The sequence below is a fragment of the Indolivaga capnocytophagoides DSM 22835 genome, from assembly GCF_000426485.1.
Taxonomy (GTDB): Bacteria; Bacteroidota; Bacteroidia; order Bacteroidales; family Dysgonomonadaceae; genus Dysgonomonas_A; species Dysgonomonas_A capnocytophagoides.
Genome location: NZ_KE384529.1, coordinates 188,673 through 212,389, shown reverse-complemented (window position 1 = coordinate 212,389; position 23,717 = coordinate 188,673). Strand labels below are relative to the sequence as shown.

General features: G+C 36.5%; 17 protein-coding genes. 14 read left to right on the top strand and 3 right to left on the bottom strand.

Annotation, left to right across the window (positions count from 1 at the left end):
• Nucleotides 1-4 precede the first annotated feature (4 nt).
• On the top strand, nucleotides 5-196 hold the full coding sequence (locus K322_RS0114300) for a hypothetical protein (protein ID WP_026627491.1): 192 nt from the start codon (nucleotides 5-7) through the stop codon (nucleotides 194-196).
• Between the two features lie 51 nt (nucleotides 197-247).
• Here the strand turns inward: K322_RS0114300 and K322_RS0114295 are convergent, their stop codons facing one another.
• The gene (locus tag K322_RS0114295; protein WP_026627490.1) at nucleotides 248-3,325 is read right to left on the bottom strand and encodes an AAA family ATPase; all 3,078 of its coding nucleotides are present in this window, start codon (nucleotides 3,323-3,325) and stop codon (nucleotides 248-250) included.
• A complete protein-coding gene (locus K322_RS0114290) occupies nucleotides 3,322-4,533 on the bottom strand; it encodes an exonuclease SbcCD subunit D (RefSeq protein WP_026627489.1) in 1,212 nt (403 codons plus the stop codon). The genes K322_RS0114295 and K322_RS0114290 overlap by 4 nt, the downstream gene beginning before the upstream one ends.
• Before the next feature lie 412 nt (nucleotides 4,534-4,945).
• Between K322_RS0114290 and K322_RS0114285 the strand changes: the two genes are divergently transcribed.
• Nucleotides 4,946-5,536, top strand: coding sequence for a hypothetical protein (locus tag K322_RS0114285; protein ID WP_026627488.1), 591 nt, complete (start codon nucleotides 4,946-4,948; stop codon nucleotides 5,534-5,536).
• Between the two features lie 31 nt (nucleotides 5,537-5,567).
• Here K322_RS0114285 and K322_RS0114280 read toward each other — a convergent pair whose 3' ends face one another.
• A complete protein-coding gene (locus K322_RS0114280; RefSeq protein ID WP_026627487.1) occupies nucleotides 5,568-6,464 on the bottom strand; it encodes a DMT family transporter in 897 nt (298 codons plus the stop codon).
• A gap of 246 nt (nucleotides 6,465-6,710) precedes the next feature.
• Between K322_RS0114280 and K322_RS0114275 the strand changes: the two genes are divergently transcribed.
• The 12 genes from K322_RS0114275 (at nucleotide 6,711) to K322_RS0114220 (ending at nucleotide 23,711) form a co-directional block, all read left to right on the top strand.
• Nucleotides 6,711-7,901: a transglutaminase domain-containing protein gene (locus tag K322_RS0114275; RefSeq protein ID WP_134435372.1), complete on the top strand. Its 1,191-nt coding sequence runs from the start codon at nucleotides 6,711-6,713 to the stop codon at nucleotides 7,899-7,901.
• A 156-nt stretch (nucleotides 7,902-8,057) separates the two neighbouring features.
• The gene (locus K322_RS0114270; protein WP_026627485.1) at nucleotides 8,058-8,273 is read left to right on the top strand and encodes a hypothetical protein; all 216 of its coding nucleotides are present in this window, start codon (nucleotides 8,058-8,060) and stop codon (nucleotides 8,271-8,273) included.
• A 380-nt stretch (nucleotides 8,274-8,653) separates the two neighbouring features.
• On the top strand, nucleotides 8,654-8,866 hold the full coding sequence (locus tag K322_RS0114265; protein WP_026627484.1) for a hypothetical protein: 213 nt from the start codon (nucleotides 8,654-8,656) through the stop codon (nucleotides 8,864-8,866).
• 247 nt (nucleotides 8,867-9,113) lie between these two features.
• Nucleotides 9,114-11,072 carry a DNA topoisomerase (ATP-hydrolyzing) subunit B gene (gyrB, locus tag K322_RS0114260; protein ID WP_026627483.1) on the top strand — a complete coding sequence of 653 codons (1,959 nt, stop codon included), beginning with the start codon at nucleotides 9,114-9,116 and terminating at the stop codon, nucleotides 11,070-11,072.
• Between the two features lie 141 nt (nucleotides 11,073-11,213).
• Entirely contained in the window at nucleotides 11,214-12,122 is a 909-nt protein-coding gene (locus K322_RS19555; protein WP_051290818.1) for a S66 peptidase family protein, read from the top strand.
• Entirely contained in the window at nucleotides 12,122-13,627 is a 1,506-nt protein-coding gene (locus K322_RS0114250) for a potassium/proton antiporter (protein WP_026627482.1), read from the top strand. Before K322_RS19555 ends, K322_RS0114250 begins: the two co-directional genes overlap by 1 nt.
• Before the next feature lie 166 nt (nucleotides 13,628-13,793).
• Complete coding sequence (locus K322_RS0114245; RefSeq protein WP_026627481.1) at nucleotides 13,794-14,789, top strand: M28 family peptidase; 996 nt, start codon at nucleotides 13,794-13,796, stop codon at nucleotides 14,787-14,789.
• A gap of 39 nt (nucleotides 14,790-14,828) precedes the next feature.
• The gene (locus tag K322_RS0114240; protein ID WP_035332184.1) at nucleotides 14,829-15,272 is read left to right on the top strand and encodes a SufE family protein; all 444 of its coding nucleotides are present in this window, start codon (nucleotides 14,829-14,831) and stop codon (nucleotides 15,270-15,272) included.
• 122 nt (nucleotides 15,273-15,394) lie between these two features.
• Nucleotides 15,395-17,932, top strand: a complete 2,538-nt coding sequence (locus tag K322_RS0114235) for an alpha/beta hydrolase family protein (RefSeq protein ID WP_087880871.1) — start codon at nucleotides 15,395-15,397, stop codon at nucleotides 17,930-17,932.
• Nucleotides 17,933-18,113: 181 nt separating this feature from the next.
• The gene (locus K322_RS0114230) at nucleotides 18,114-19,424 is read left to right on the top strand and encodes a M16 family metallopeptidase (protein ID WP_026627478.1); all 1,311 of its coding nucleotides are present in this window, start codon (nucleotides 18,114-18,116) and stop codon (nucleotides 19,422-19,424) included.
• Nucleotides 19,425-19,544: 120 nt separating this feature from the next.
• Nucleotides 19,545-21,590, top strand: coding sequence for a M16 family metallopeptidase (locus K322_RS0114225; RefSeq protein ID WP_026627477.1), 2,046 nt, complete (start codon nucleotides 19,545-19,547; stop codon nucleotides 21,588-21,590).
• 105 nt (nucleotides 21,591-21,695) lie between these two features.
• Entirely contained in the window at nucleotides 21,696-23,711 is a 2,016-nt protein-coding gene (locus K322_RS0114220) for an AAA family ATPase (protein ID WP_026627476.1), read from the top strand.
• The last annotated feature ends 6 nt before the right edge of the window (nucleotides 23,712-23,717 follow it).

Sequence of the window (23,717 nt, the reverse complement as noted above, 5' to 3'; positions counted from 1 at the left end):
AACTATGGCACAAGTTTATAACATCAATCAGAAAGATTCTTCTTTGGAAGAATGCTGTACTTTTGAGACTAACGGACAGGATATTAATACTGAGTATTCGTCAACGTATATAGGTGTACTGAGTGTATTTAGAGAAGTTTTTCAGTTGATAGACTTTCCTAAGATTATTACACAAAAGCAGAAAAACGAAAATTGAAGTATTCGGTACTGACGTAATGGGATAGTCAAAATCGGATAGAATCTAATTTTATCCTATAACTTTTATGACACTTTTTCCGTTTGCTGATTTCGTTACCTGTATCTGTGTGGATATACGCTCTTTCATTTCTTCGACATGAGATATCACTCCTATCTTTCGACCTTGCGTCTGGAGACTTTCCAATGCATCCATAGCAATACCGAGAGTCTCAATGTCAAGAGAACCGAATCCTTCATCTATAAACAGTGATTCGATCTTCATCCTATTGGAAGAAAGGGAGGATAACCCCAAAGCCAGTGAGAGTGAGATCAGAAATGATTCTCCGCCCGATAACGAGTGTACAGTGCGTACTTCACCCAGCATATCATTGTCGATAACCTGCAAAGCCAACGTATTCGGGATTTTTTCGAGTTTATAACGTTTCGATAATTCTTCCAGATGCTTATTGGCATATCCTAGTAAAACATCCAGTGTATAACCTTGAGCTATTGCTTTGAACTTATTTCCATTAGCAGACCCCAACAGGTCATTCAACTTAGCCCAGTTATTGTATAGTTCTTCTTTCGTTCTGATTTCTGCTTCGAACCCTTTTAGGCGTTCTTTGTTTTGTTGATGAGACGAAAGAGTTACATGAATTTCCATTAAGCGGTTATTCTGTATTTGTTGCTTCGCTGATAATTCATCAGATTGTGTCTGTAGATTTTCCAGAGTCAGGCTTTCTTCGGGTTTTTCTCCTTTTTCCTGATGCTTTTGTAAGCGGATATTTCGTTCTTCTAAAGTAGTTGATTGAATAAGTTCCTGATTTTTTAAGTCGTTGAGATAAGCTTTCTCCTGATCAATCCATGTTTTAGATTTAGACATGAGATCCTGCAGTCTTTCAGGTGTGATCGTACTGTTATGATTTAGCCATGTTTGGATAATATCTTCCAATCTGCTTATCTCCTTTAAATTATTCTCGATGTCATTTTTGAGTTGAGAGATGATACCCGATACCGTTGATTTTTCGGCTTCGGCTTTTTCTCGGAGCTGCCTTTGTTGTTCGTATTTGTTAGAGTAATCTTCTTTGAGATAGGTATATCTTTTCTCTATTTCATCTATGCTCTTTCCTTTTAGTATCTGAAGTCGTTCTTCAGTATCTTTTTTGAGTACCGTTGATTGATTATCTAGATTTTCCGAACGTTGTTTGATCTCGCCTAAACTTATTTCTAAAGACTTTTGTTCGGCTTCCAACTTAACGGTATTTGTGTCCATTGATATAGAACAAGTCTCGAGTTTCACCTTATTCTCATTCCAGATAGTAGTAATGTCGGAAAGCTCTTTAGCCAATATGCCTTGTTGATTTCTTATTTCCCAGTTGGGCAAGGTATTCAGGTCTTTTTTTAATTCTTCGATAGATTCTGCATAGCGTTGTTCGAACCCGGATATGTGAGTTTGAAATATGGTGATGTTCTTTTGTGTAAGATCAATACTTTCTTTGGTTCGGTTTATATCTTCTGCTATTTTTTTCTTAGCAGTGTTTAGCTCGGATTCGTTTATCGAGCCTTGTTGACTCTTGAAGATTTCCGTGTGATGATGCGTATTTCCGCACACAGGACAGGGATATCCTTCTTTCAGCTTTTCCCTTAGGCTTAGAATTTCAGACGGAAGAAGATTGTTTAAGCGTTCAGCTTCTTCTTCCTGCTGTTTTAATCGGTTTGTATTGGATTGCAGTATCGTTTTGCTTGATTTCAGATCTTTTAGCGTATTGTCTTTCTGTATTCTGTTTGCTTCAGATGCTTTCAGGAGGTTTATAATGAGGTCGATACGGGGAATTATTCTATCATATTGTTTATGGTCGTCAAACCATTTTTCAATAGATACCTTAGTCTCTTTTGCTTTTTGCAATTGAACTTGCAGTTCAGCTATATTCCGGCTTGTCTTTTTAGATACTTCCAGATGGAGTTCGAGGTTCTTCTGGTTTTCAGATACTTGTATGCTTGTCGATTTTATTTGGATATCCAATTCTTTAGCACGGTCTATATCAGGTCTGATTGCTAGGTATTTCTGATCAAGTTCTTCTACCTGAACTTTCAGGACCTTTAGGTTTTGATCCGCTATTTTGGCTTTTTCCTGAGCAGTTTTTAATTCGGTCTCTTTTAGTTGTAGATTGGCAGAAAGGCTAATTTGCTGTTTCTGTTTATTGATTAATTCGATATAGCTATCCCGTATTTCTTGCGATGAATCTAGCATAGAGATATATTCGTAGCGTTTCGCTGCATCTTCTATTTTAGATTGAACTGTAGTTAAATTAGTTTTGGCGAGAATGCTTTCTTTCTTTAGCTGATCATTATCTTTTATCCAGTTCAGTTTTTTTTCTATAACGGATAATTGCTCTTTGATCGGTTCAGTTTCCTTTTGCAGGGATTCTTTTTCCTTAACAGCCGATTCAAATTCTTCATCTGTTAAAAGTTTAATATCGGCTTTCCTTTGATTGATAATATCTAATGATGTCTTGGCTTCATTGGTCTTTTGAAATATAAGGGCAGATATTTTAGAGTATATTTCTGTTCCTGTTAACTTTTCGAGAAGTTCGGCTTTTTCGTTTTGTCTGGCTTTCAGGAATGTCGCAAAATCGCCTTGTGCTAACAGCACAGCACGTGTAAACTGGTCGAATGTCAGCCCTATAACTTCGGTTATTCTGTTTAGTATATCTTTCTTAGTACCTTGTTCTTCAGTTTGAGTCGAAAGATTTTCCAGCTTTATACTTGTGTTTTGCAGGGCACCGTCAGCTTTTCCTCTAGCTCTTCTTACCATCCAGCGAGAGCGGTATTTATCTCCGTTGAGAGCAACGAAGTCTACCTCGGCATAACCTTCGGCAGTTCCTTTCCGTAAAATATTGCGGCTGTCTTTCAGTGTGATATTATCCAGATTCTCGTCTTCTATTTTTAATTGCTCGGCTTTGCTTAATCGGGGAGCATCATCAAACAATGCAAGACACAAAGCATCAAGCAGAGTTGATTTTCCTGCTCCGGTAGGACCTGTTATTGCAAATATTCCTGCGGATTGAAGAGGTTCTGATGTAAAATCTACAGCAAATTCATTTTCGAGAGATGCCAGATTTTTACCTCTGATAGCTAATATTTTCATCGGTTGACCTCCTCTATTACATTTTGTAACAATGATTTCATCGAATCGGGCATTTCATTTCCGAATCGGGATAGAAAAACATCTTCGGCCATTTCCATCGGATTGATTGTCCTTAATTCTTCATAAGTGATGGCTTTACTTTCTTTGTTGTGCTTTAGTTTATAAGGCACAGCACTTGTCAGTCGGACAGATTTACCTTTAAGTGCTTCTTCGATCTGATTTCTCATCGAGGGCTCAGGTTCTGTTATAAGTACTTTAAGCTCCAGATAAGGAGAATCGGAATGAACTTCTCCATTTGGTAATTGGGATATTTCGCTTAGCACTTCATCTAAAGGTTTTGGTGTTTTGGGTAGGCTGATTAGTTTAACCGGAGGTTCGAAATCAATTCTTGATATTTGTTTTAGTTCATCCTTTTCGATCTCAATCAGATTAATTCCCTGTTTATAGTTCTTTTCGGCAAAAGACATAGGCAGAGGGCTACCCGAATATCTGACATTTTCACGTCCCGATACACGTTGAGCTTTATGGAGATGTCCCAAAGCTGTGTATACAATATCCTTGCGGTCGAAAACTTCCGGCGATATACATTCCAGGCCACCTATGATGGTACGTTCCGATCGGTCGTTTTCAGAAACCTCCGATCCGGTAGCTTGTAAATGCCCCATAATTATAATGGGAACATGAGGTTCTTTTACTTTCAGCAATTCATTATACAGGTTGTCATACATTTCTTTTACTCCCTTTGAATAGCTTTCAGCATTTGGATAATCTCCTTGCCTAAGATAGGGTACAGCTATACACCAACCATTTATTTGGTTGTCTTTTGAAAGAGGAACAAAAAGATTCTGATAATCAATCAATCCGTCTTCATTCTTACGTATAATTCCCTTTATCCTTATATTCATATCTTCGAGTAGAGGGCCCGGAGCTTCCAATCGGGCAGCGGAATCGTGATTGCCGGCGGTAATAATTATTTGCAAGTTCGGATTTCCCAAGGATACTTCTCTTAGAAATCTAAAGTATATTTTCTGAGATTCGGCTGATGGATTCGGGCTGTCAAATACATCGCCCGCTACCAGTAATGCATCAGCATTATATTCTCTTATAGTCTTTTTCAACCATTCGAAGAAAAATTTATGTTCTTCCTTGCGGTCGTAACCGAAGAAGTATTGCCCGATATGCCAATCGGCTGTATGAAGTAAACGCATATTGTAGTTCTTATTAAAGAAAAGCTCTCTTACAAAATTAACAAAATAAGAGATGGATCATCTGTTTTTTAATGCTCAATATTACAAAAGGATATAAATAGTCGTTTATCCTAAAGATATACCTCATAATTATCTATGAAAACAAGCTTGTATATAGGTTTGATTTGTTAAAAGGATGATAACACTTTATCTATGTCTGTTTTTGTGTTTTTGCTCTTAAACTGAGTGTTTGTCTCGTTTTTTAGACTTTTTTTGTCTTTTATTGGTTGTTTAATTAGTCATTTTAACTGAAAAAGAAAAAGATGGCTGGATATTTCTCTTGTTAATTTTCTTTATTTTGTTCCTAACCTATTACTTTTGATAAGTTTTTGACAAAGGACAAACTTAATTATTAACAAACTAGGCAACATTTATGGATTTATTATATAAAAGAGAACCCTTGAAGTGTTCTGATTATAATAGCTCGGATAAACCAATAATAGAAGTAATCAAATTAAATAAAAATGCTAAAGGTTTCGTTACGTTATGCGATAATGAAATAGTGTTTTTTTTAGATGGAATTATTAACCTTAAAATAAAAGATTTGCCCGAATATATAGCTGATAAAAATGAAATATTTCTTATTCCTACAGGAAAATACTTTTCATATACAGCTATGAGTGAGTGTTCTTTTATTGTATTCAGAATAGATGACTTGGGAAAATACTCAGATATATTTTTGTCTCCGAATATATCTTATGCGAAAACTTCTTGTTGTATAGATTTGAATGATTCCGGACTGGCAAGAATTCATTCCTTGAGAATGAATGCATTTATGCGTATGTTTCTGGATAATCTGAGAGAATGTATGAATAATGGATTGAGATGTATTCATTATTTCGAATTGAAAACAAAAGAGTTATTCTTTATTCTAAAAGCTAATTATACAAAAGAGGAAATTTGTTATTTGTTCCCTTTTATCTCAAACGAATCGGGCTTTTCGGGACAAAGCTGTTTGGGTTGATTAACTATTAATTGCAGAGGATAATTAGAATTTACGACTTAGATCGTCTGAATCCTTTTTCTGCAATGTATACGCCCGATAATATTAATATTGTGCCTATGAGAGCAATAATGGTGATATGTTCGTCAATTACAATCGCTGAAGTCAGCAATGTAATTAAAGGTACAAAATAGATGTAATTAGAAGTCTGCACAACGCCCAGTTCTTTTACAGCCATATTCCATGCTATAAAGCAAAGGAGGGATGCGACCAGCCCTAGAAAAATAATATTGAATAAAATTACAGGAGTGTCTAACAATTGAGGATTGAGTGTTGAAGACTTCAATGCGAAGAAAGGAAGCATAGTTATGATTCCATAAAAGAAAACTTTGCGAGTGATAAATAAGGTAGAGTAGCGACCATTCAACTGTCTTAAAATAATTCCGTAAAAAGCCCATGACAAGGCTGCCAGTATCGTTAACATATCTCCAAGAGGATTGATGCTGAGTATAAAGCTTCCATTAAACACAACCAGAGCTACACCCAGAAAGGCTGTTAATGAACCGAATATCAAAGATGATTTAAGTTTTTCCTTTTTGTATAGGATCCACGACAATAGCGCTGTAAAGATAGGAGAGGTACAGATAATAAGTGATACATTCGATGCCAATGTGATTCCCAAAGCCGTATTTTCGAATATAAAATACAATGCGCCGCCGCATAATCCGGATACAGCAAATAAAAGTTCATCTTTTGTCGTATTCGCAAATAATTTTCGGGGACAGATAAACCAGATTCCGATATATGCCAGTAGAAAGCGGTACAAGAAAATTTCGACAGGTGAAAGTCCGTGATTGATAAGTATCTTGGTCGATACAAATGTAGTACCCCAAACAATAACCGTTAGTATTGCTATTAAGTGAAATTTATAACTATTTAATGCAAACATAGTGAAAAAAATGAGAATGTAAAAGTAGTAAGAAATTCAAGTCGATTTTTTGAATCAAACATTTTTTATCCGATAAAAAATGTTTGTTGATAAGTTTGTATTTATTCTTTTATTTGATCATTCAATTTTTAATTTTGTAGAATAAATTCTGAGTATATTTTCAGATTTTAGTTTACTCCTTAGGTTTTCAGGACTTTATATTAAAACAAACTTATTATTCACAATTTTAGACAAATTATGATATATATGAACGGAAAGAAAAACACATTTTTACTACTCCTGTTTATTGTGGTTACAGGTTCGTTAACTGCACAAAAAAAAGAAACAAACCGATATACAAAAGTAGATAATCTGGTTGCCCAAATTTCGTCTGATCAGGGAGAGTCTGTAAAGAGTTTATCAGACTTTATTAAATCGACTTTTGATAATGAAGAAGATCGGATTCGAGCAATATTTTCATGGATTGCTTTCAACATAGCATACGATACTGATAATATGTTTAATGTTGACATTAATGAGACGGATCAGGATAAAATCTTCAAAGCTCTTAAAAATAAAAGAGGAATTTGCGAAAACTATTCGTTACTGTTCGATACCCTTTGCTGTAATGTGGGGATTCAGGCTGAGATTATACAGGGATATACCAAACAAAATGATATTGTAGATAATCTGCCTCACTCATGGAATGCGGCAAATATAAATAATAAATGGTATTTGTTTGATCCTACTTGGGGTGCCGGAGGTGTTAAGGATGGAAAATTTACCAAACAATTAAATGATAGGTATTACAAGGTGGAGTCTTCCGAAATGATCAAGACGCATATGCCGTTTGATTACCTCTGGCAATTTTTGGAATATCCTGTTAATACAGCTGAATTTTATGCAGGAGTAACCAAGGGTGATAAAAAGAGAGGGATGTTCACATTTACTGATTCGATAGCCGTTTATAATAGTCAAACAAAAAATGATCAATTGAAATCTGTGGTTTACCGAGTTGAAAAGAATGGCATTAAAAATATGATGACCATTGAATTTCTTAAAAGAATTAAAACCGAGATAGAAAACAATCGTATAAATATGGTTGCAGATCAATATAATGCGGCTATTGATAATTACAATGGAGGCATTAAGCTTTTCAATGAATTTATAAATTACCGAAATAATAAATTTTCTCCTCAAAAAGAAGATTCCGAAATTCAGCGAATGTTAGACTCTGCGATGGAAAAGCTTAATATGTCAAAAAAGCAATTGTTAGAAGTGAAAATAATGGGAAACCGTGCCGGGGTGTCGGTTGATGATGTAATTAACTCCAATGAGCAGGCTTTGACAGCTTTGATGGAGCAGCAAGAGTGGCTGAAGTCATACTTCAAAAAGAATAAACTTGCCAGAAAGCTCATGTTCCAAAAAGTTTCATGGTTTGGAATACCTCTCAATTAAGTTGTTAAGTAGGCAAATATAAATTGAGAAGAAAAGATAATATACATTAAAAAGAGATTCAGCGTATTGATTTATCTTATCTAGTTTTTATATTTGTGAAGCTTCATTTTTTAGAAGTTTATTATACAGAGAATAAATATTTAAATCAAATCCATTATGAAAAAATTAGTTCTTTCAGTTGTAATGTGTACAGCATTATTAGCTTCATCGGCAGTTATGGCTCAAGATAAAAAGACAGCTGAACCTGCAAAAAAGGAATGTACTTCATCAGAAAAGAAAAATTGTACTTCTGCAGATAAGAAAGATGCAAGCAAGAAAACCTCAGAGAAAAAATCTTGCTGCTCTGCTGATAAAGCCGAAAAGAAAAAATAAGACAGTCATTCTGTTTTTTTCAGCATAGATACAAGCCGTTTACTTCATATAGTAAGCGGCTTTTTGTTTCGTAATAAAAAATATCATTATGCTAATGAAATGTCGTTTAACTGTCATTATGTTTGATTCTTGGATTTCTCTTTAAGATATTATATAATGTTTTTTCTTGATTTTCTTATTTTTTTCTCTGAAATTTCAAGGCTTTTCATTATTTTTTATCTTTCGGAATTCCTTTGTTTAAAGGAGTTTAAGGACGTTTAAACATGATTAAATAAATGAGAAAAAAAATTGAATTGGGAAAAACTACTTTACATTTGCATCGTCATCATAGGGATGACAAAAAGCTAACTAAATAAACAATTTAATTTGATCATCAAATTATGAAAAAAGTAGTTCTTTCTATGGTAATGTGCGCAGCACTATTAGCATCTTCAGCAGTTATGGCTCAAAGTACAAAAACTGCTCCGGCTCCAAAAGCCAAAACTGAAGCCAAAGCTGAAGCAAAACCTGCTAAGGCAGAAAAAAAATCAAGTACTACTAAAAAAGTTGAAGAACCTAAGAAAGCTGCAAGCGAGTCATCTAAAACAAAATGATTCTATAAACAGTCCTTTAATTTAGGAGTTAGCACTAATTACCTTCGGGTAATTAGTGTTTTTTTTGTCTTATAATGTTTATATATAGTTAGTTATGAAATATTGAGATGTGAATAATTATGTAGCATAGAGTATCTGGTATTCTTCTTGCAGGTCTGCGTATTTTTGTGTATATTTGTTGGCTTTTTGAAGTTTAGCCACGGTGTTTCGGCTGGCTTTTTGAAAAGATTATGTTAAATGAGAAAAAATGACTGATAAAGAAAAAAATCTAGCTAGCGATTCGTATTCAGCTGATAATATTCAGGTATTAGAGGGGCTTGAAGCTGTAAGAAAAAGACCTGCCATGTATATTGGCGATATAGGTGAAAAAGGTTTACATCATCTTGTTTATGAGGTTGTGGATAACTCTATAGATGAGGCTTTAGCCGGTTTTTGCTCAGATATCAAAGTTTCTATAAATGAAGATAACTCAATAACAGTTTGGGATAACGGACGGGGTATTCCTGTAGACTTTCACGAGAAAGAACAAAAATCTGCACTTGAAGTTGTTTTGACCGTATTACATGCGGGAGGTAAATTTGATAAAGGAACTTACAAAGTATCAGGAGGGCTCCACGGAGTAGGGGTTTCTTGTGTCAATGCTTTATCTACATACCTGCGGGCAGAAGTGCGCCGACAAGGTAAATTATATATGCAGGAGTTTTCGTGTGGTAAGCCATTACACGATATAGAAGTATTAGGGGATGCCGAAGATTCGGGGACAACTATTACGTTCAAACCAGATACCAGTATCTTTATTGTATCGGAATACAAATATGATACTTTAGCGTCACGTTTGAGAGAGTTGGCTTTTCTTAATGCCGGTGTAAGATTGTCATTGACCGATCTTCGTCATAAAAAAGAAGACGGATCTTATAAATCTGAAGTCTTTTATTCAGAAAAAGGTCTGGAGGAATTTGTTAAGTACATAGATTCATCGAAAGAAGCTCTTATTGATCATGTGATACATATCACTACTGAAAAGCAGGGTATTCCTGTTGAAGTAGCGATGACATATAATACCTCTTATAATGAGAATATATTTTCTTATGTAAATAATATACATACAATAGAAGGTGGTACACACCTTACAGGTTTCCGCAGAGGATTATCCCGTACTTTGAAAAAGTATGCAGATGATATGAAGATGCTCGAAAAAGTAAAGGTAGAAATCAGTGGAGACGACTTTCGAGAAGGTCTTACAGCTGTAGTATCTATTAAAGTAGCAGAACCTCAATTTGAAGGACAGACTAAAACCAAATTAGGTAATAATGAGGTGATTGGTGCTGTGGATCAGGCTGTAGGTGAAGCTTTAGGATATTACCTTGAAGAACACCCTAAAGAAGCCAAAACAATTGTTGAAAAGGTTATTCTTGCGGCGACTGCTCGTTATGCAGCTCGTAAGGCTCGTGAAATGGTACAGCGTAAGTCTCCGCTTACAGGTGGAGGATTACCCGGAAAGCTGGCAGACTGTTCGAGTAAAGATGCTATGTCATGCGAGATATTTCTTGTCGAGGGGGATTCTGCGGGTGGTACAGCTAAACAAGGTCGAGATCGTGGATTTCAAGCTATTCTGCCATTGCGGGGTAAAATTCTGAATGTAGAAAAAGCAATGCCTCACAAGGTTCTGGAAAGCGAAGAAATCAAAAATATATATACAGCTTTAGGCGTTTCGATAGGAACAGAAGATGACAGTAAAGAATTAAATATCGAAAAACTTCGTTATCACAAAGTGGTGATAATGACCGATGCCGATGTGGATGGTAGCCACATTGCGACATTGATACTTACATTCTTTTTCCGCCATATGCGTCCGTTGATAGAACGTGGGTATGTATATATTGCTACACCTCCACTTTACTTGTGTAAAAAAGGTAAAATCGAAGAGTATTGCTGGGATGACAGACAACGTCAGGCATTTATCGATAAGTACGGAGAAGGAAATGAAAATGCAATCCATACGCAGCGTTACAAAGGTTTGGGAGAGATGAATGCTTCTCAATTGTGGGATACTACCATGAATCCTGAGCACCGTACATTGCGTCAGGTTACTATCGAAAATGCAGCAGAAGCTGATCATATTTTCTCTATGCTAATGGGTGAAGATGTGGCTCCCCGTCGTGAGTTTATCGAAGATAATGCTACTTATGCGAAGATTGATGCATAATTGTAGACATATAATATAATTGAATAAGAGACATCACTAAGGTGTCTCTTATTTTTTATAAGCTGCACAAACTTTAATACTATTTTTCATAAGCCGTTTTTTTCAAATTTGTATCTTTGTTTGAACGAATATCCGGTTGATATGAAAAAATATATTTCCCCGCCTTTATTAAATAAGAATGATAAGGCTGTAATTATTTCTCCTTCGGGAAGTATAGAATCATCATTTATAGATGGGGCCAAACTAGTTCTTGAATCATGGGGACTGAATGTTATTGTCTCTCAATATGCAAGGGAAAAGAATGGGCGTTTTTGTGGAACTGTAGAACAGCGTGTCGAAGATTTGCAAGGTGCAATGGATGATCCCGATGTCAAATTGATTTTTTGTTCGAGGGGAGGGTATGGTATTGTTCATTTATTGGATAGATTGGATTTTACCGAAATAAAGAAATATCCTAAATGGTTGGTTGGCTATAGCGATATAACAGCCTTGCATTTAGCATTTATGAAAAATGGGATACTTTCGGCGCATGCACCTATGGCTCGTCATTTGGATGAGGATGCAGAAGATACAGCTTCTCTGTATTTAAGAAGGCTGCTTTTCGAAGGTATACATGAATATTCAATTTCTTCACATCCGTTAAATCGAATTGGTATAGCTGATGGTCGTTTATGGGGTGGAAATCTGGCTGTATTGGGAGGACTTATTGGTACTCCTTTTGCTGATGTGCCGGATAATTCCATTTTATTTGTCGAAGATATCGGAGAGGGAGCCTATAAAATAGATCGTATGATGTGGCAATTGAAACTAGCCGGTGTTTTAGATCGACTTTCAGGACTAGTTGTCGGCCAATTTGCTGATTGTGAAGAAGATTTTCTTATGTATGCTCCTATCTATGAGTCTATAATGAATTTAGTTTCCGGGTACAATTATCCGGTAGTGTTTGATTTTCCGGTAGGACATGTAAAAGAGAATTTTCCTTTAGTGTATTCCGGAAAAATCAGATTGGAAGTCAACACACATAAAGTTTTACTCAAAACACAAAACTAATGTTAGAAACCTTTTTATTAGTATTATCCATACTTGTTTTTATCAGTATTCTGGTAGGTAGGATAGGGGGGCGTTTAGGTATTCCCGCTTTGGTTCTCTTTATAGCGGTTGGTATGGCTTTCGGATCCGATGGTATAGGTATCACGTTTAATAATTTACATGTGGCAGAAGCTATCGGTACTGTTGCATTGTGTATTATTTTGTTTTCAGGCGGATTGAATACTAAATTCAGTGAAATAAAGCCGGTTATAGGTCAAAGTGTAGCACTGGCTACAGCCGGAGTTCTTCTTACAGCCGCATTTACCGGATTTTTCGCATGGTGGTTGTGTGGCGAATTGTTACCTTCTCTTGGTTTTTCACTGATAACAGCTTTCTTGTTGGCTTCGGTGATGTCATCTACTGATTCGGCTGCGGTATTTGCTATTCTGGGATCAAAAAATGTAAAGTTAAAAAATAACCTCCGTCCAACGCTCGAATGCGAAAGTGGGAGCAACGACCCGATGGCGTATATGCTTACCATTACTTTGATCAGCCTGATAAAGGCAGGAGGTGAACCCGATATTCTAAAGATTGCTTTATCTATTGTTACCGAGATAATTATCGGTGGAGCAGCAGGATATTTTATTGCTAAATTTGCAGTTAAGTTGTTGAATAAGATGAGATTGGATAATGATGTTTATTATCCGATAATTGTATTAACATTCTGTATATTTATATTTTCGTTTACACACTTTATAAAAGGTAATGGTTTTCTTGCGATATATATAGGTGGTTTAGTGATTGGTAATTCTAAATTTATAACTAAGCGTACTACATTCAAACTGTTTGATGCAATATCATGGCTGAGTCAAATAGTTATGTTCCTGATGCTGGGATTGTTGGTTGAACCACACGAATTGTATCCGGTAGCAGTTCCTGCCCTTGTTATAGGCCTATTTATAATATTTGTAGCTCGTCCGCTTAGTGTATTTATCAGTCTGGCTCCTTTTCGTAAGGTCTGTTTTAAGGATAAGGTATTTTTGTCGTGGGTAGGCTTGCGTGGAGCTGTGCCTATTATATTTGCTATTTATCCATTGACAGCACACGTACCTCATGCCCGTTTTATTTTTAATGTGGTTTTCTTCATTACTTTATTATCGATTCTTTTACAGGGTACATTTCTTACGCAGATTGCTAAATGGCTCGGACTGCTTGCTCCATCAAAGAAGCGGCGAAGGCTGGATGATTTTGATGTAGACTTGGCCGAAGATATAGGCTCTATTTCGACAGAGATCGTTGTAACTGATTATGCTCTGAAAAACGGGCATGCCTTGATGAATATGCCTTTACCGGATGATGCTTTGGTTGTTTTGGTGAAACGAGGCGAAAAATACTTTATTCCGAAAGGTAAGACTGAGTTAAATGTCGGAGATAAATTACTTGTAATGATGAATAATGAAGAAACTTTGTCCGAAACATACGAAAGTATGGGGTTGGCAGGTGTAAACGCTAATAAAAAGAGATAATATAAATGAATTTCAGCCCTTTTTGTTAATTTTGTAAATACAGTTCTTAATTAATAAGTAACAGTAAGTATTTAATGTTGCATTTTTTTATGATAACTAACTATTGCTGTTATGCTTGGATAGTCAATAAATAGGTCTAGGACTTAATAATTATATAGAAATTAAAATGAGCTTACGAAACATATCATTAATAGGATGCACTATAGGGTTGCTGGCTTGTTCGTGTGGACAAAAGACAACAACGAACAACACATCTGCTGAACAGAAATATCAACAGGTATCGCCTGTTTTTAATTCGGATAGTGCATATTCGTTTGTAGATAAGCAAGTGGCGTTTGGCCCACGTGTACCTAACTCAAAAGAGCACATTGCATGTGGAGACTATCTCGTTGCTGAGCTGAAGAGATTTGGTGCAAATGTTACTGAACAGCGTATGGATGTTAAAGCATTTGATGGCACTGTTTTACATGCCCGAAATATTATCGGGTCTTTTAATCCTGAAAATGCCAGCCGAGTGTTACTCTTTGCGCATTGGGATACACGTCCGTTTTCGGATCAGGATCCCGATGAAAAAAATCATAAATCTCCTGTACAAGGAGCTAATGACGGTGCGAGTGGGGTAGGAGCCCTCTTGGAAGTTGCACGTTCTATACAAACCCAGTCTCCGAATATAGGCGTTGATATTATATTTTTTGATGCAGAGGATTATGGTACTCCTTCATTTGTAACTAATGCGCCGGAAGGTGAATGGTGGTGTCTAGGTTCGCAATATTGGTCTAAAAATCCACATATACAAGATTATAAAGCCCGTTTCGGCATTCTGCTGGATATGGTTGGGGCTCCCGATGCAACTTTTTACAAAGAAGCTATCTCTCGTCAGTATGCCAATGATATTGTAGAAAAAGTTTGGCGTACAGCCCGTGATCTTGGCTATGGTAAATATTTTATCGATAAAAATGGTGGAGGTATAACAGACGATCATGTACCTGTGAATGAAAACAGAAGAATCCCGAGTATAGATATTATTCATAATGACGAAAATACACAGTCTGGATTTGGATGGTATTGGCATACATCAAAAGATGACATGAACAGTATCAGTAAGGAAACATTGAAAGCAGTAGGGCAAACAGTGTTGGAAGTGGTGTATAAAGAAAAATAACAATAACTAGATATAGAGGGGAACCTCAGATAATAAATAATGGAAAAAGAATTGAGCTTTCCAAGCATCAATGATGTACAGGATGAGATTATCGAAGACTTTTCGGTTTTTGATGATTGGATGGATAAATATGCTTTACTTATAGAGTTAGGTAATTCGTTAGAACCCTTAGACGAAAAATTCAGGGTAGAGTCTAATCTTATACAAGGGTGTCAGAGTCGGGTGTGGATTCAGGCGGAATACATTGACGGTCGTATTTATTTCAAAGCAGAAAGTGATGCTGTGATCGTGAAGGGTATTATAGCTTTACTTATTAAAGTATTGTCGAACCGTACTCCTGATGAGATTATAAATGCAGACCTTTATTTCGTAAACCGTATAGGTTTAGATGAACATTTGTCGCCGACTCGTTCGAACGGATTGGTGTCTATGATAAAACAGATACGTTTTTATGCAATGGCTTATAAGGCAAAAAATGCTTGATGATATATAAATAGTTTTACAGAAAGAGATTTTGTAAAAGATAGTTTAGAGTAATTAGCAGGGATATTCGATATGAATTTTCTGCTAATTTTGTTAAAAGACTTATTAAAAAATCAGATAATATGATGAAATTAAGGTTCCCATTTTTATTTTGCTGCCTGTTTCTTTTACAAATCTTAAATGGGCAAACTGTAACATTAAAGCAGTTATACTCCACAGGAAGGGGATATGATGTAAAGAATCCTGTAATGATGGATTCGATAAATATTAAAGGTGATAAATTTGAGAATAAAAATCTTCTCGAAACATTTATATCTTTCCCTGATCAACAAGCCTATACGGAGTTGTTAAAGTCTGATTTGTCAGGTTATTTTCTTTTAAGTAAGGCTCAGGAAGGGGCAAGATTTCATCTGCTTTCATTTCAATTAAATGTGGATAAATATGCTAAGACCGTAGTGAAGATTTCTGCGCCCAGCATGTTTGAGGCATATATCAATGGAGTTAAAGAAACATCAAAAGTAACAGTCGAAGATACTTTGACATCTTCTAAAACTGTAAAACTTACATTTCCCGGACAACCCGGTACTTATAATATAATGATTAAGTACCTGAGTTTATCAACAAATAAGAGTCCTGAAGGAGTAAAAGTTACGGTTGAACCGGAAGATAAAAATGCTCAGGTTAATTATACATTCGGGGTAAATGAAAAAAGGAATGTAACGATAAAGGATATATTGGAGGGTACAAGATTAACTAATACTTCGATATCCCCTAATGGACAATATGTTATATTGGAGTATCTAACTGTAAAAAACGATGGGAAGTCGTTTTCTGAAAAAGAGTTGCTTACCTTAAGAACGAACAGAAGGGTAGCTTTGGATAATAGCAAAAAATATGCATGGATGCCGATTTCTGATAAACTCTACTATGTAAATGGATCAGACAGTAAAAATATTTTGTATACAGTAGATCCTGAAACATTAGCAGAACAGGTTTTAGTAAGAGATATTCCCGCCGGAAATTTTCGTTTTACATACGATGAGAAATCTTTATTGTATACAGAAAGTGAAGCTCCTGATCCTCAAAAAGGTGATCTGGTACTGATATCTACGCCCGAGAACAGACAGCCTGATGCGAATACCCGCTATTTTATTTCACGTTATAATTTGCAAACCGGAATAAAGGAACGTTTGACCTATGGTAAGAATTCAGCAAGAATCAATGATTTGAGCCGAGATTCCCGCTATTTGTTATTTTCGACTTCTGAGTATACTCCTACTGTAAGACCCTTCTTTTCCAGTTCGTTATATATGATGGATTTGCAGACTCTGGCGATAGATACAATCTGGTCTGATCAGTATTTTGTAAGTTCGGCATCGTTCTCTCCTGATGGAAAAAGCCTGCTCATTGAAGGTTCGGGAGAAGCATTCGGCGGCATCGGCAAAAAAGTGAAGGATGGACAGATTCCTAACAGTTATAATGGATTGGCTTTTATAATGGATTTAGTATCGAGAAAGGTTGATCCCATAACCAAATCATTTGATCCAAGTGTCGATTATGCAGTTTGGAATCATACTGACGGGCAGATTTATTTAGGTGTCACCGATAAGGATTATCAACGGGTTTACAGGTATAATCCAAAATCCAGGCAATTCGTTCAGCTGCAATTAGTCGAAGATGTTGTTCGTTCAATGGACTTTTCGGAAGGAAGTAATTGGGCTGCATATATAGGTTTAAGTGCTTCAAACTCGACCAAAGCATATACTATTGATTTGAAAAGTGATAAAGCAACGCTGATATCGGATCCTTATAATGAGCGATTAGAAAAATTGAATCTGAGCAAAGTACAGGATTGGAGTTTTACTGCATCGGACGGAACTACAATAGACGGACGTTTTTATCTTCCGCCAAATTTCGATTCTTCAAAAAAGTATCCTTTGATTGTTTATTATTATGGAGGCACTATGCCTACTCCCCGTACTTTTGATGCGCCATATCCCGGACATGTGTACGCAGCTATGGGATATGTTGTGTATGTTTTACAGCCTAGCGGTACTACCGGATACGGTCAGGAATTTGCCGCCCGCCATGTCAATGCCTGGGGGATACGTACAGCAGATGATATAATAGAAGGTACTAAGAAATTTGCATCTGAACATTCTTTCGTGAATGATAAAAAAATAGGGTGTATTGGTGCTTCTTACGGAGGATTTATGACTATGTACCTGCAGACGCGTACCGATATTTTTGCAGCGGCCGTATCTCATGCCGGCATCAGTGCTTTATCAAGTTACTGGGGCGAGGGTTATTGGGGATATACCTATAGTTCGGGGGCCAGTGCAGGCAGCTATCCATGGAATAACAAAGATTTATATGTAAATCAAAGTCCATTGTTCAGTGCAGATAAAGTAAATACTCCCTTATTGCTGTTGCATGGAACAGAAGATACAAATGTGCCGATTGGCGAAAGCATCCAAATGTTTACAGCTTTAAAGATATTAGGTAAACCTGTTGCATTTATTCAGGTTAAGGGTGAAAATCATGGGATACGTGAATATAAAAAACGTATAGAATGGAACTATTCTATTTATGCATGGTTTGCCAAATGGCTGCAAGATGATCCTTCGTGGTGGAATAGCTTGTACCCCCAAAAAGATTAGGACCGAAGGTTTTTTGTTTACTTATGGTAAAAAAAATAGATCTTTTGTGATTTTTGTTAATATTTAGCGACTATTAGTGAGATAAAGTGTTTTTCTTATCTTATATAGTAAACAAATAGACAAGATTACTGAATTTTATTAATTAATAGGTCTGAGACCTTTAGATTATAAAACTTTACATATGAAGAAAATTTTTAGTGTTTTAGGTTTAATATTCATGTCGGGAGCAGCAGTTTTTGCTCAGCATATCGAGTATGATGAATATACCTTGGATAACGGATTGCATGTTATCTTGCAACAGGATAATTCAGCTCCGGTAGTAACAACAGCTGTCATGTATCATGTGGGAGCTAAGGATGAGAATCCCGATAGAACGGGATTTGCTCACTTCTTTGAGCACCTGCTGTTTGAAGGAACGGAAAATATTGCCCGTGGGCAATGGGATAAAATAATGGGTGCCAACGGCGGTAGCGGCAATGCTAATACGACCGACGACCGTACTTATTATTATGAGACATTCCCGTCTAACAATCTGCAATTAGCATTATGGATGGAGTCGGAGCGTATGTTTCATCCGGTTATTAATCAAATAGGAGTAGATACACAACGAGAAGTGGTAAAGGAAGAAAAACGCATGCGTATGGATAATGCTCCTTATGGACGTCTGTGGGAATCTATTAAGAGTAATCTATTCAAAAAGCATCCATATCGTTGGGCTCCCATCGGTTCTATGGAGCATCTTAATGCTGCTACATTAGATGAGTTTAAAGCATTCTTTAAAAAATTCTATTTACCAAGTAATGCGGTATTGGTTATTGCCGGAGATTTTGATAAAGAACAAACAAAAAAATGGATTAACGAGTACTTTGCTACTATACCCAGCGGACCTCGTCCTGCTAAGAATCAATATGTAGAAGATCTTATAACTACTCAGATAAATGCAGTCACCGAAGATCCTAATATTCAGTTGCCAATGTTATTGAATGCTTATCGTACACCTTCGATGAAGCAACGTGATGCAAGAGTTCTGGATATGATATCTTCTGTTTTGAGTGATGGAAAAAGTTCAAGGCTTTATAAACGATTGGTTGATAAAGATAAGCTTGCTCTTGAAGCATCTTCGTTTAATATGACTGAAGAAGATTATAGTGCATATATTATCTATGCAATCCCAATGACAGGAAAAACGGCAGAAGAGGTTCAGAAAGTAATAGATGAAGAGGTTGCAAAAATATCAACTGATCTGATTTCTGAAAGAGAATTTCAAAAGATTCAGAATCAATTCGAAAATGCTGCGGTTAATGCAAATGCAACATCAGAAGGTATAGCTCATAATCTGGCAGAGGCTTATCTGCTGTATGGAGATACTAAGTTGGTAAATACAAGTATCGATATATACAGATCTATAACAAGAGAAGAAATAAGAGATATTGCAAAAAAGTATCTACAGCCTAATCAACGGGTAGTTATAGATTATATTCCTCAAAAATAAGGTCTCAGACCTTTTTGTTGACTTTGCAAGCATAATAGCAACAGTCTGTTATCGCTTAAAATACGTCATTAAATACTTTCTGTTACTAAATAGTTCAGAGATCTAAAATTGAAAACGAATATGAAAAAAATATTATATGTAGCCCTGGCATTTGTATTAAGCGTATCGCTGCAAGCTCAGGTCGACAGGTCGGTTCAGCCAAAACCGGGTCCTGCTCCAACAGTAAACTTAGGCAAAGCACAAAGTTTTAAATTACCCAATGGATTGACTGTTCTTGTGGTTGAAAACCATAAGCTGCCAAGAGTTACATTTACTTTGGCTTTAGATAACCAGCCGAGTGTGGAAGGTGATATCAAAGGGGTAAGTAATTTAGCCAGTTCGATGCTGGGAAATGGAACTTCAACAATATCAAAAGATGATTTTAATGAACAGCTTGATTTCTTGGGGTCATCAGTTCGTTTTGGTATTGAAAATATAAGTGGAAACAGTCTTTCAAAATACTTCCAACAGACTTTATCTTTAGTTGCTAAGGGGGCTTTAGATCCTTTGTTTACACAGGAAGAGCTGGATAGCGAAAAGGCTAAATCTCTGGATGGCTTGAAGGCTGACGAAAAAAGTACAAAATCAATCGCAAACCGTGTACGGAGTGTGCTTATATATGGAAAGAGTCATCCTTACGGAGAATATCTATCCGAGCAGTCTATCAGTAAGGTTTCGCTAGTTGATGTGAAGAACTATTATAAGACAAACTTTGTACCAACTAATGCTTATCTGGTTATAGTTGGAGATGTAACATTTGCAGATGCTAAAAAATTGGTAGCCGAAAATTTCTCTTCATGGAAAAAAACTCCGGCTCCGGTTTCTAAATATACAGAGCCTGCAAATCTGACTAATACTGAAATTGATTTCGTCGATGTTCCAAATGCCGTTCAATCTGAGATTTCGGTGAATAATGTAGTTAATTTGAAAATGACTGATTCTGATTATCTTGCGGCAATGCTTGCAAATTATATTCTTGGAGGAAGCAGTGATAGCTACTTGTTTATGAACCTTCGCGAAGGACATGGATGGACATATGGCTCTTATTCTAATCTTTCGGGAGATAAATATACTTCAGATTTCAGAGCATATGCTGCTGTTCGTAATGCAGTAACAGATAGTGCTGTAGTAGAAATGTTGAAAGAAGTGAAACGCATCAGGTCGGAAGTTCCTACAGCAGATGCTTTAAAGTTGGCAAAGGCTAAATTTATCGGTTCATTTGTTATGAATGCAGAGAAACCTCAGACAATAGCTAGTTTTGCTTTAAGAGAAAGAACTCAGTATTTACCTGCCGATTTTTATGAGAATTATATTAAAAATATCGAAGCTGTGACTTTGGAACAAGTACAGGCTGCTGCCCGTAAATATCTGACAGATGATGCAGCTCGTATTGTTATTGCCGGAAAGGCCTCTGATGTATTACCCGGATTGGAAAAGATAGGGCTGCCTATCAACTACTTCGATAAATACGGTAATCCTGTCGCCAAACCCGAGGCTAAAGCTGTTTCGTCGGATGTTACGGTCAAAAGTATTCTTGATAAATATATCAGTGTGGTGGGAGGTAAATCTGCACTTGAGCAGATCAAAACCTTAATGGTAACTTCTAAAGCTAAGATTCAGGGACAGGAACTGACTTTAATAAAGAAAGAAACTGCTGATGGAAAATCATTTCAGAATGTATCAGTCATGGGGATGACTATGCTGAAAACCGTTTATAATGGAAAGTCAGGTTATGCGGAAATTCAGGGACAACGTAAAGATATGACAGACGATGATCTGGCTGAATTAAAATATGCTGCCGTATTTCCCGAATTGCTGATGGTTAATTCTTCGAGTATTCAACTTGCAGGTATTGAAAATATCAACGGTACGGATACTTATAAGCTAGTTGATGGCGATGTGTCATTCTTTTATGATGTGAAAACTGGATTAAAAGTAGCCGAAGGTGTCAAAAAAGAAGTCGCTGAAGGTCAGACCGTAGATCAGATTGGATATTATGGTGATTATAAAGAAATATCTGGAGTAAAGATTCCTTACAAATCTACGTTAAATGTAGGTATGGAAATTGAACTCAACGTGATTGATGTAAAAATTAATGAGGGTGTTTCTGATGCAGATTTTCAATAAATATTTGCGATAATAGTTGCATTTAGATACTTAAAAGAAGCCTCGAATCAGATTCTGATTCGAGGCTTTTTTATACCTTTGTCATGATATTCAAATTGATATATTTTGACCCCGATAATAGATACATCTAACCCTGAATTTAAGAGTGCTTTGGATTTGATAACCCGTACTCGGCAATCGGTTTTTCTTACAGGAAAAGCTGGTACAGGTAAGTCTACATTTCTGAAGCATCTTTGCGAAATTGTTAAAAAGAAATTTATAGTACTGGCTCCGACCGGTATTGCCGCCATTAATGCCAATGGATCAACGATACATTCATTCTTTAAATTACCTTTTCGCCCTATGTTGCCCGATGATCCGGATTTGAGTTTGGTTAATGGTCGGATATTCGAATTTTTTAAATATAAGAAGGAACATAAAAAGCTGATTCAGGAGGTAGAACTCATTATTATTGATGAAATATCGATGGTACGAGCTGATATGGTTGATTGTATAGATCGTATCCTTCGGGTATATTCTAATAATATGCGGACTCCGTTTGGGGGTAAGCAGTTGGTTTTTGTTGGGGATGTCTTCCAGCTTGAACCGGTTGTAACAAGTGATTCAAAAGATATTCTTAACCGCTTCTATCCGAATCCTTATTTCTTTTCGGCAAAAGTATTCTCAGAAACAAGACTTGTGCCTATAGAGTTTACGAAAATATACCGTCAGTCAGACAAGGCTTTTATTTCTATTCTGGATAAAATTCGGAATGGAAGTGTGGGAGCGTTAGATCTCCAGACATTAAATAGCCGATACAATCCGTCATTTAATCCGTCAGCAGATGAAATGTATATCACATTAGCAACCAAGCGGGATAATGTTGATTATATAAATGAACGGAAAATGGCAGAATTGTCTACTCCCGAATTTTTAAGTCCGGGATTGATCGATGGTGATTTTCCCGAATCGAGTTTGCCTACAGCCAAAGATTTATTGTTAAAAGAGCATGCACAGGTTATGTTTATCAGAAATGATATGCAATGGCCTCGCCGATGGGTAAATGGTTCGCTGGGGGTTGTGTCTAACATTGATGAGTATGACAATGTATATGTACTGCTTGAAGATGGACGTGAAGTACAAGTTGACTTGGAAACTTGGCGTAATTACAGGTATAAGTATAATGAAGCGGAGAAAAAAATCGAAGAAGAAATCATCGGCACATTTACCCAGCTGCCATTGAAGGCTGCTTGGGCTATTACTGTACATAAGAGTCAGGGATTGACCTTTAATCGGGTGATCGTCGATTTTAATGGTGGTGTATTTGCAGGAGGGCAGGCATATGTCGCTTTGAGCCGTTGTACTTCATTGGAAGGTATGACTTTAAAGAAGGCAATTGGCAGATCGGATGTATTTGTCAGATCTGAAATCCTAGAATTCAGCCGTCAATTTAACAATCAGCAATTGATAGAAAAAGCGTTGAAGGAATCTGATGCCGATTATCTTTATAAGCAAACCGTAGACTTGTTTGATAAAGATGACTTTGAAGCAAGTATTGAGACGTTCTTTAAAGCAATCAGAGCACGTTATGATATAGAAAAACCTTTGTCGAAGCGTTTTATTCGTAAAAAATTGAACGTAATAAAGGAACTGAAAGATCAAAATCAGCTGCTTATCAGTAAAATGCTGGAACAACGAAAAGCATTGCATAAGTATGCCGAAGAGTATTATCTGTTGGGTAATGAATGTATTGTTTCGTACAAAGATACAAGAGCAGGTTTGGCTAACTTTAAAAAGGCATTGGAACTCGATCCTACTTATGTAGATGCATGGGTAAGAATGGGTGTTACCCACTATGATTTGAAAGACTATTATGAAGCAGATGTTTGTTTTAATAAAGCGGTTTCTCTAAGTCCGATGCTATTTAAGGCTCTTTACAATAGAGGGAAGAATAGGATAGCTATGGAAGAATACGAACTCGCTATAACAGACTTGTCTCGGGCTTCGGGTATTAAAGCCGACCATGCGGCCTGTCATGAATATCTGGCTCAGGCTTATGCCAATATAGGCAGTGAAGAAATGGCGCAAAGACATTTGATGATTGCGAGAGAAATAAGAGGTGTTAAAGATGATGAGGAATAATTGATA

Bases quoted from the DNA above. Each gene is read 5' to 3' on its own strand.
- K322_RS0114300 (WP_026627491.1), top strand. From the start codon at position 5: ATGGCACAAGTTTATAACATCAATCAGAAAGATTCTTCTTTGGAAGAA.
- K322_RS0114295 (WP_026627490.1), bottom strand. From the start codon at position 3,325: ATGAAAATATTAGCTATCAGAGGTAAAAATCTGGCATCTCTCGAAAAT.
- K322_RS0114290 (WP_026627489.1), bottom strand. From the start codon at position 4,533: ATGCGTTTACTTCATACAGCCGATTGGCATATCGGGCAATACTTCTTC.
- K322_RS0114285 (WP_026627488.1), top strand. From the start codon at position 4,946: ATGGATTTATTATATAAAAGAGAACCCTTGAAGTGTTCTGATTATAAT.
- K322_RS0114280 (WP_026627487.1), bottom strand. From the start codon at position 6,464: ATGTTTGCATTAAATAGTTATAAATTTCACTTAATAGCAATACTAACG.
- K322_RS0114275 (WP_134435372.1), top strand. From the start codon at position 6,711: ATGAACGGAAAGAAAAACACATTTTTACTACTCCTGTTTATTGTGGTT.
- K322_RS0114270 (WP_026627485.1), top strand. From the start codon at position 8,058: ATGAAAAAATTAGTTCTTTCAGTTGTAATGTGTACAGCATTATTAGCT.
- K322_RS0114265 (WP_026627484.1), top strand. From the start codon at position 8,654: ATGAAAAAAGTAGTTCTTTCTATGGTAATGTGCGCAGCACTATTAGCA.
- gyrB (WP_026627483.1), top strand. From the start codon at position 9,114: ATGACTGATAAAGAAAAAAATCTAGCTAGCGATTCGTATTCAGCTGAT.
- K322_RS19555 (WP_051290818.1), top strand. From the start codon at position 11,214: ATGAAAAAATATATTTCCCCGCCTTTATTAAATAAGAATGATAAGGCT.
- K322_RS0114250 (WP_026627482.1), top strand. From the start codon at position 12,122: ATGTTAGAAACCTTTTTATTAGTATTATCCATACTTGTTTTTATCAGT.
- K322_RS0114245 (WP_026627481.1), top strand. From the start codon at position 13,794: ATGAGCTTACGAAACATATCATTAATAGGATGCACTATAGGGTTGCTG.
- K322_RS0114240 (WP_035332184.1), top strand. From the start codon at position 14,829: ATGGAAAAAGAATTGAGCTTTCCAAGCATCAATGATGTACAGGATGAG.
- K322_RS0114235 (WP_087880871.1), top strand. From the start codon at position 15,395: ATGATGAAATTAAGGTTCCCATTTTTATTTTGCTGCCTGTTTCTTTTA.
- K322_RS0114230 (WP_026627478.1), top strand. From the start codon at position 18,114: ATGAAGAAAATTTTTAGTGTTTTAGGTTTAATATTCATGTCGGGAGCA.
- K322_RS0114225 (WP_026627477.1), top strand. From the start codon at position 19,545: ATGAAAAAAATATTATATGTAGCCCTGGCATTTGTATTAAGCGTATCG.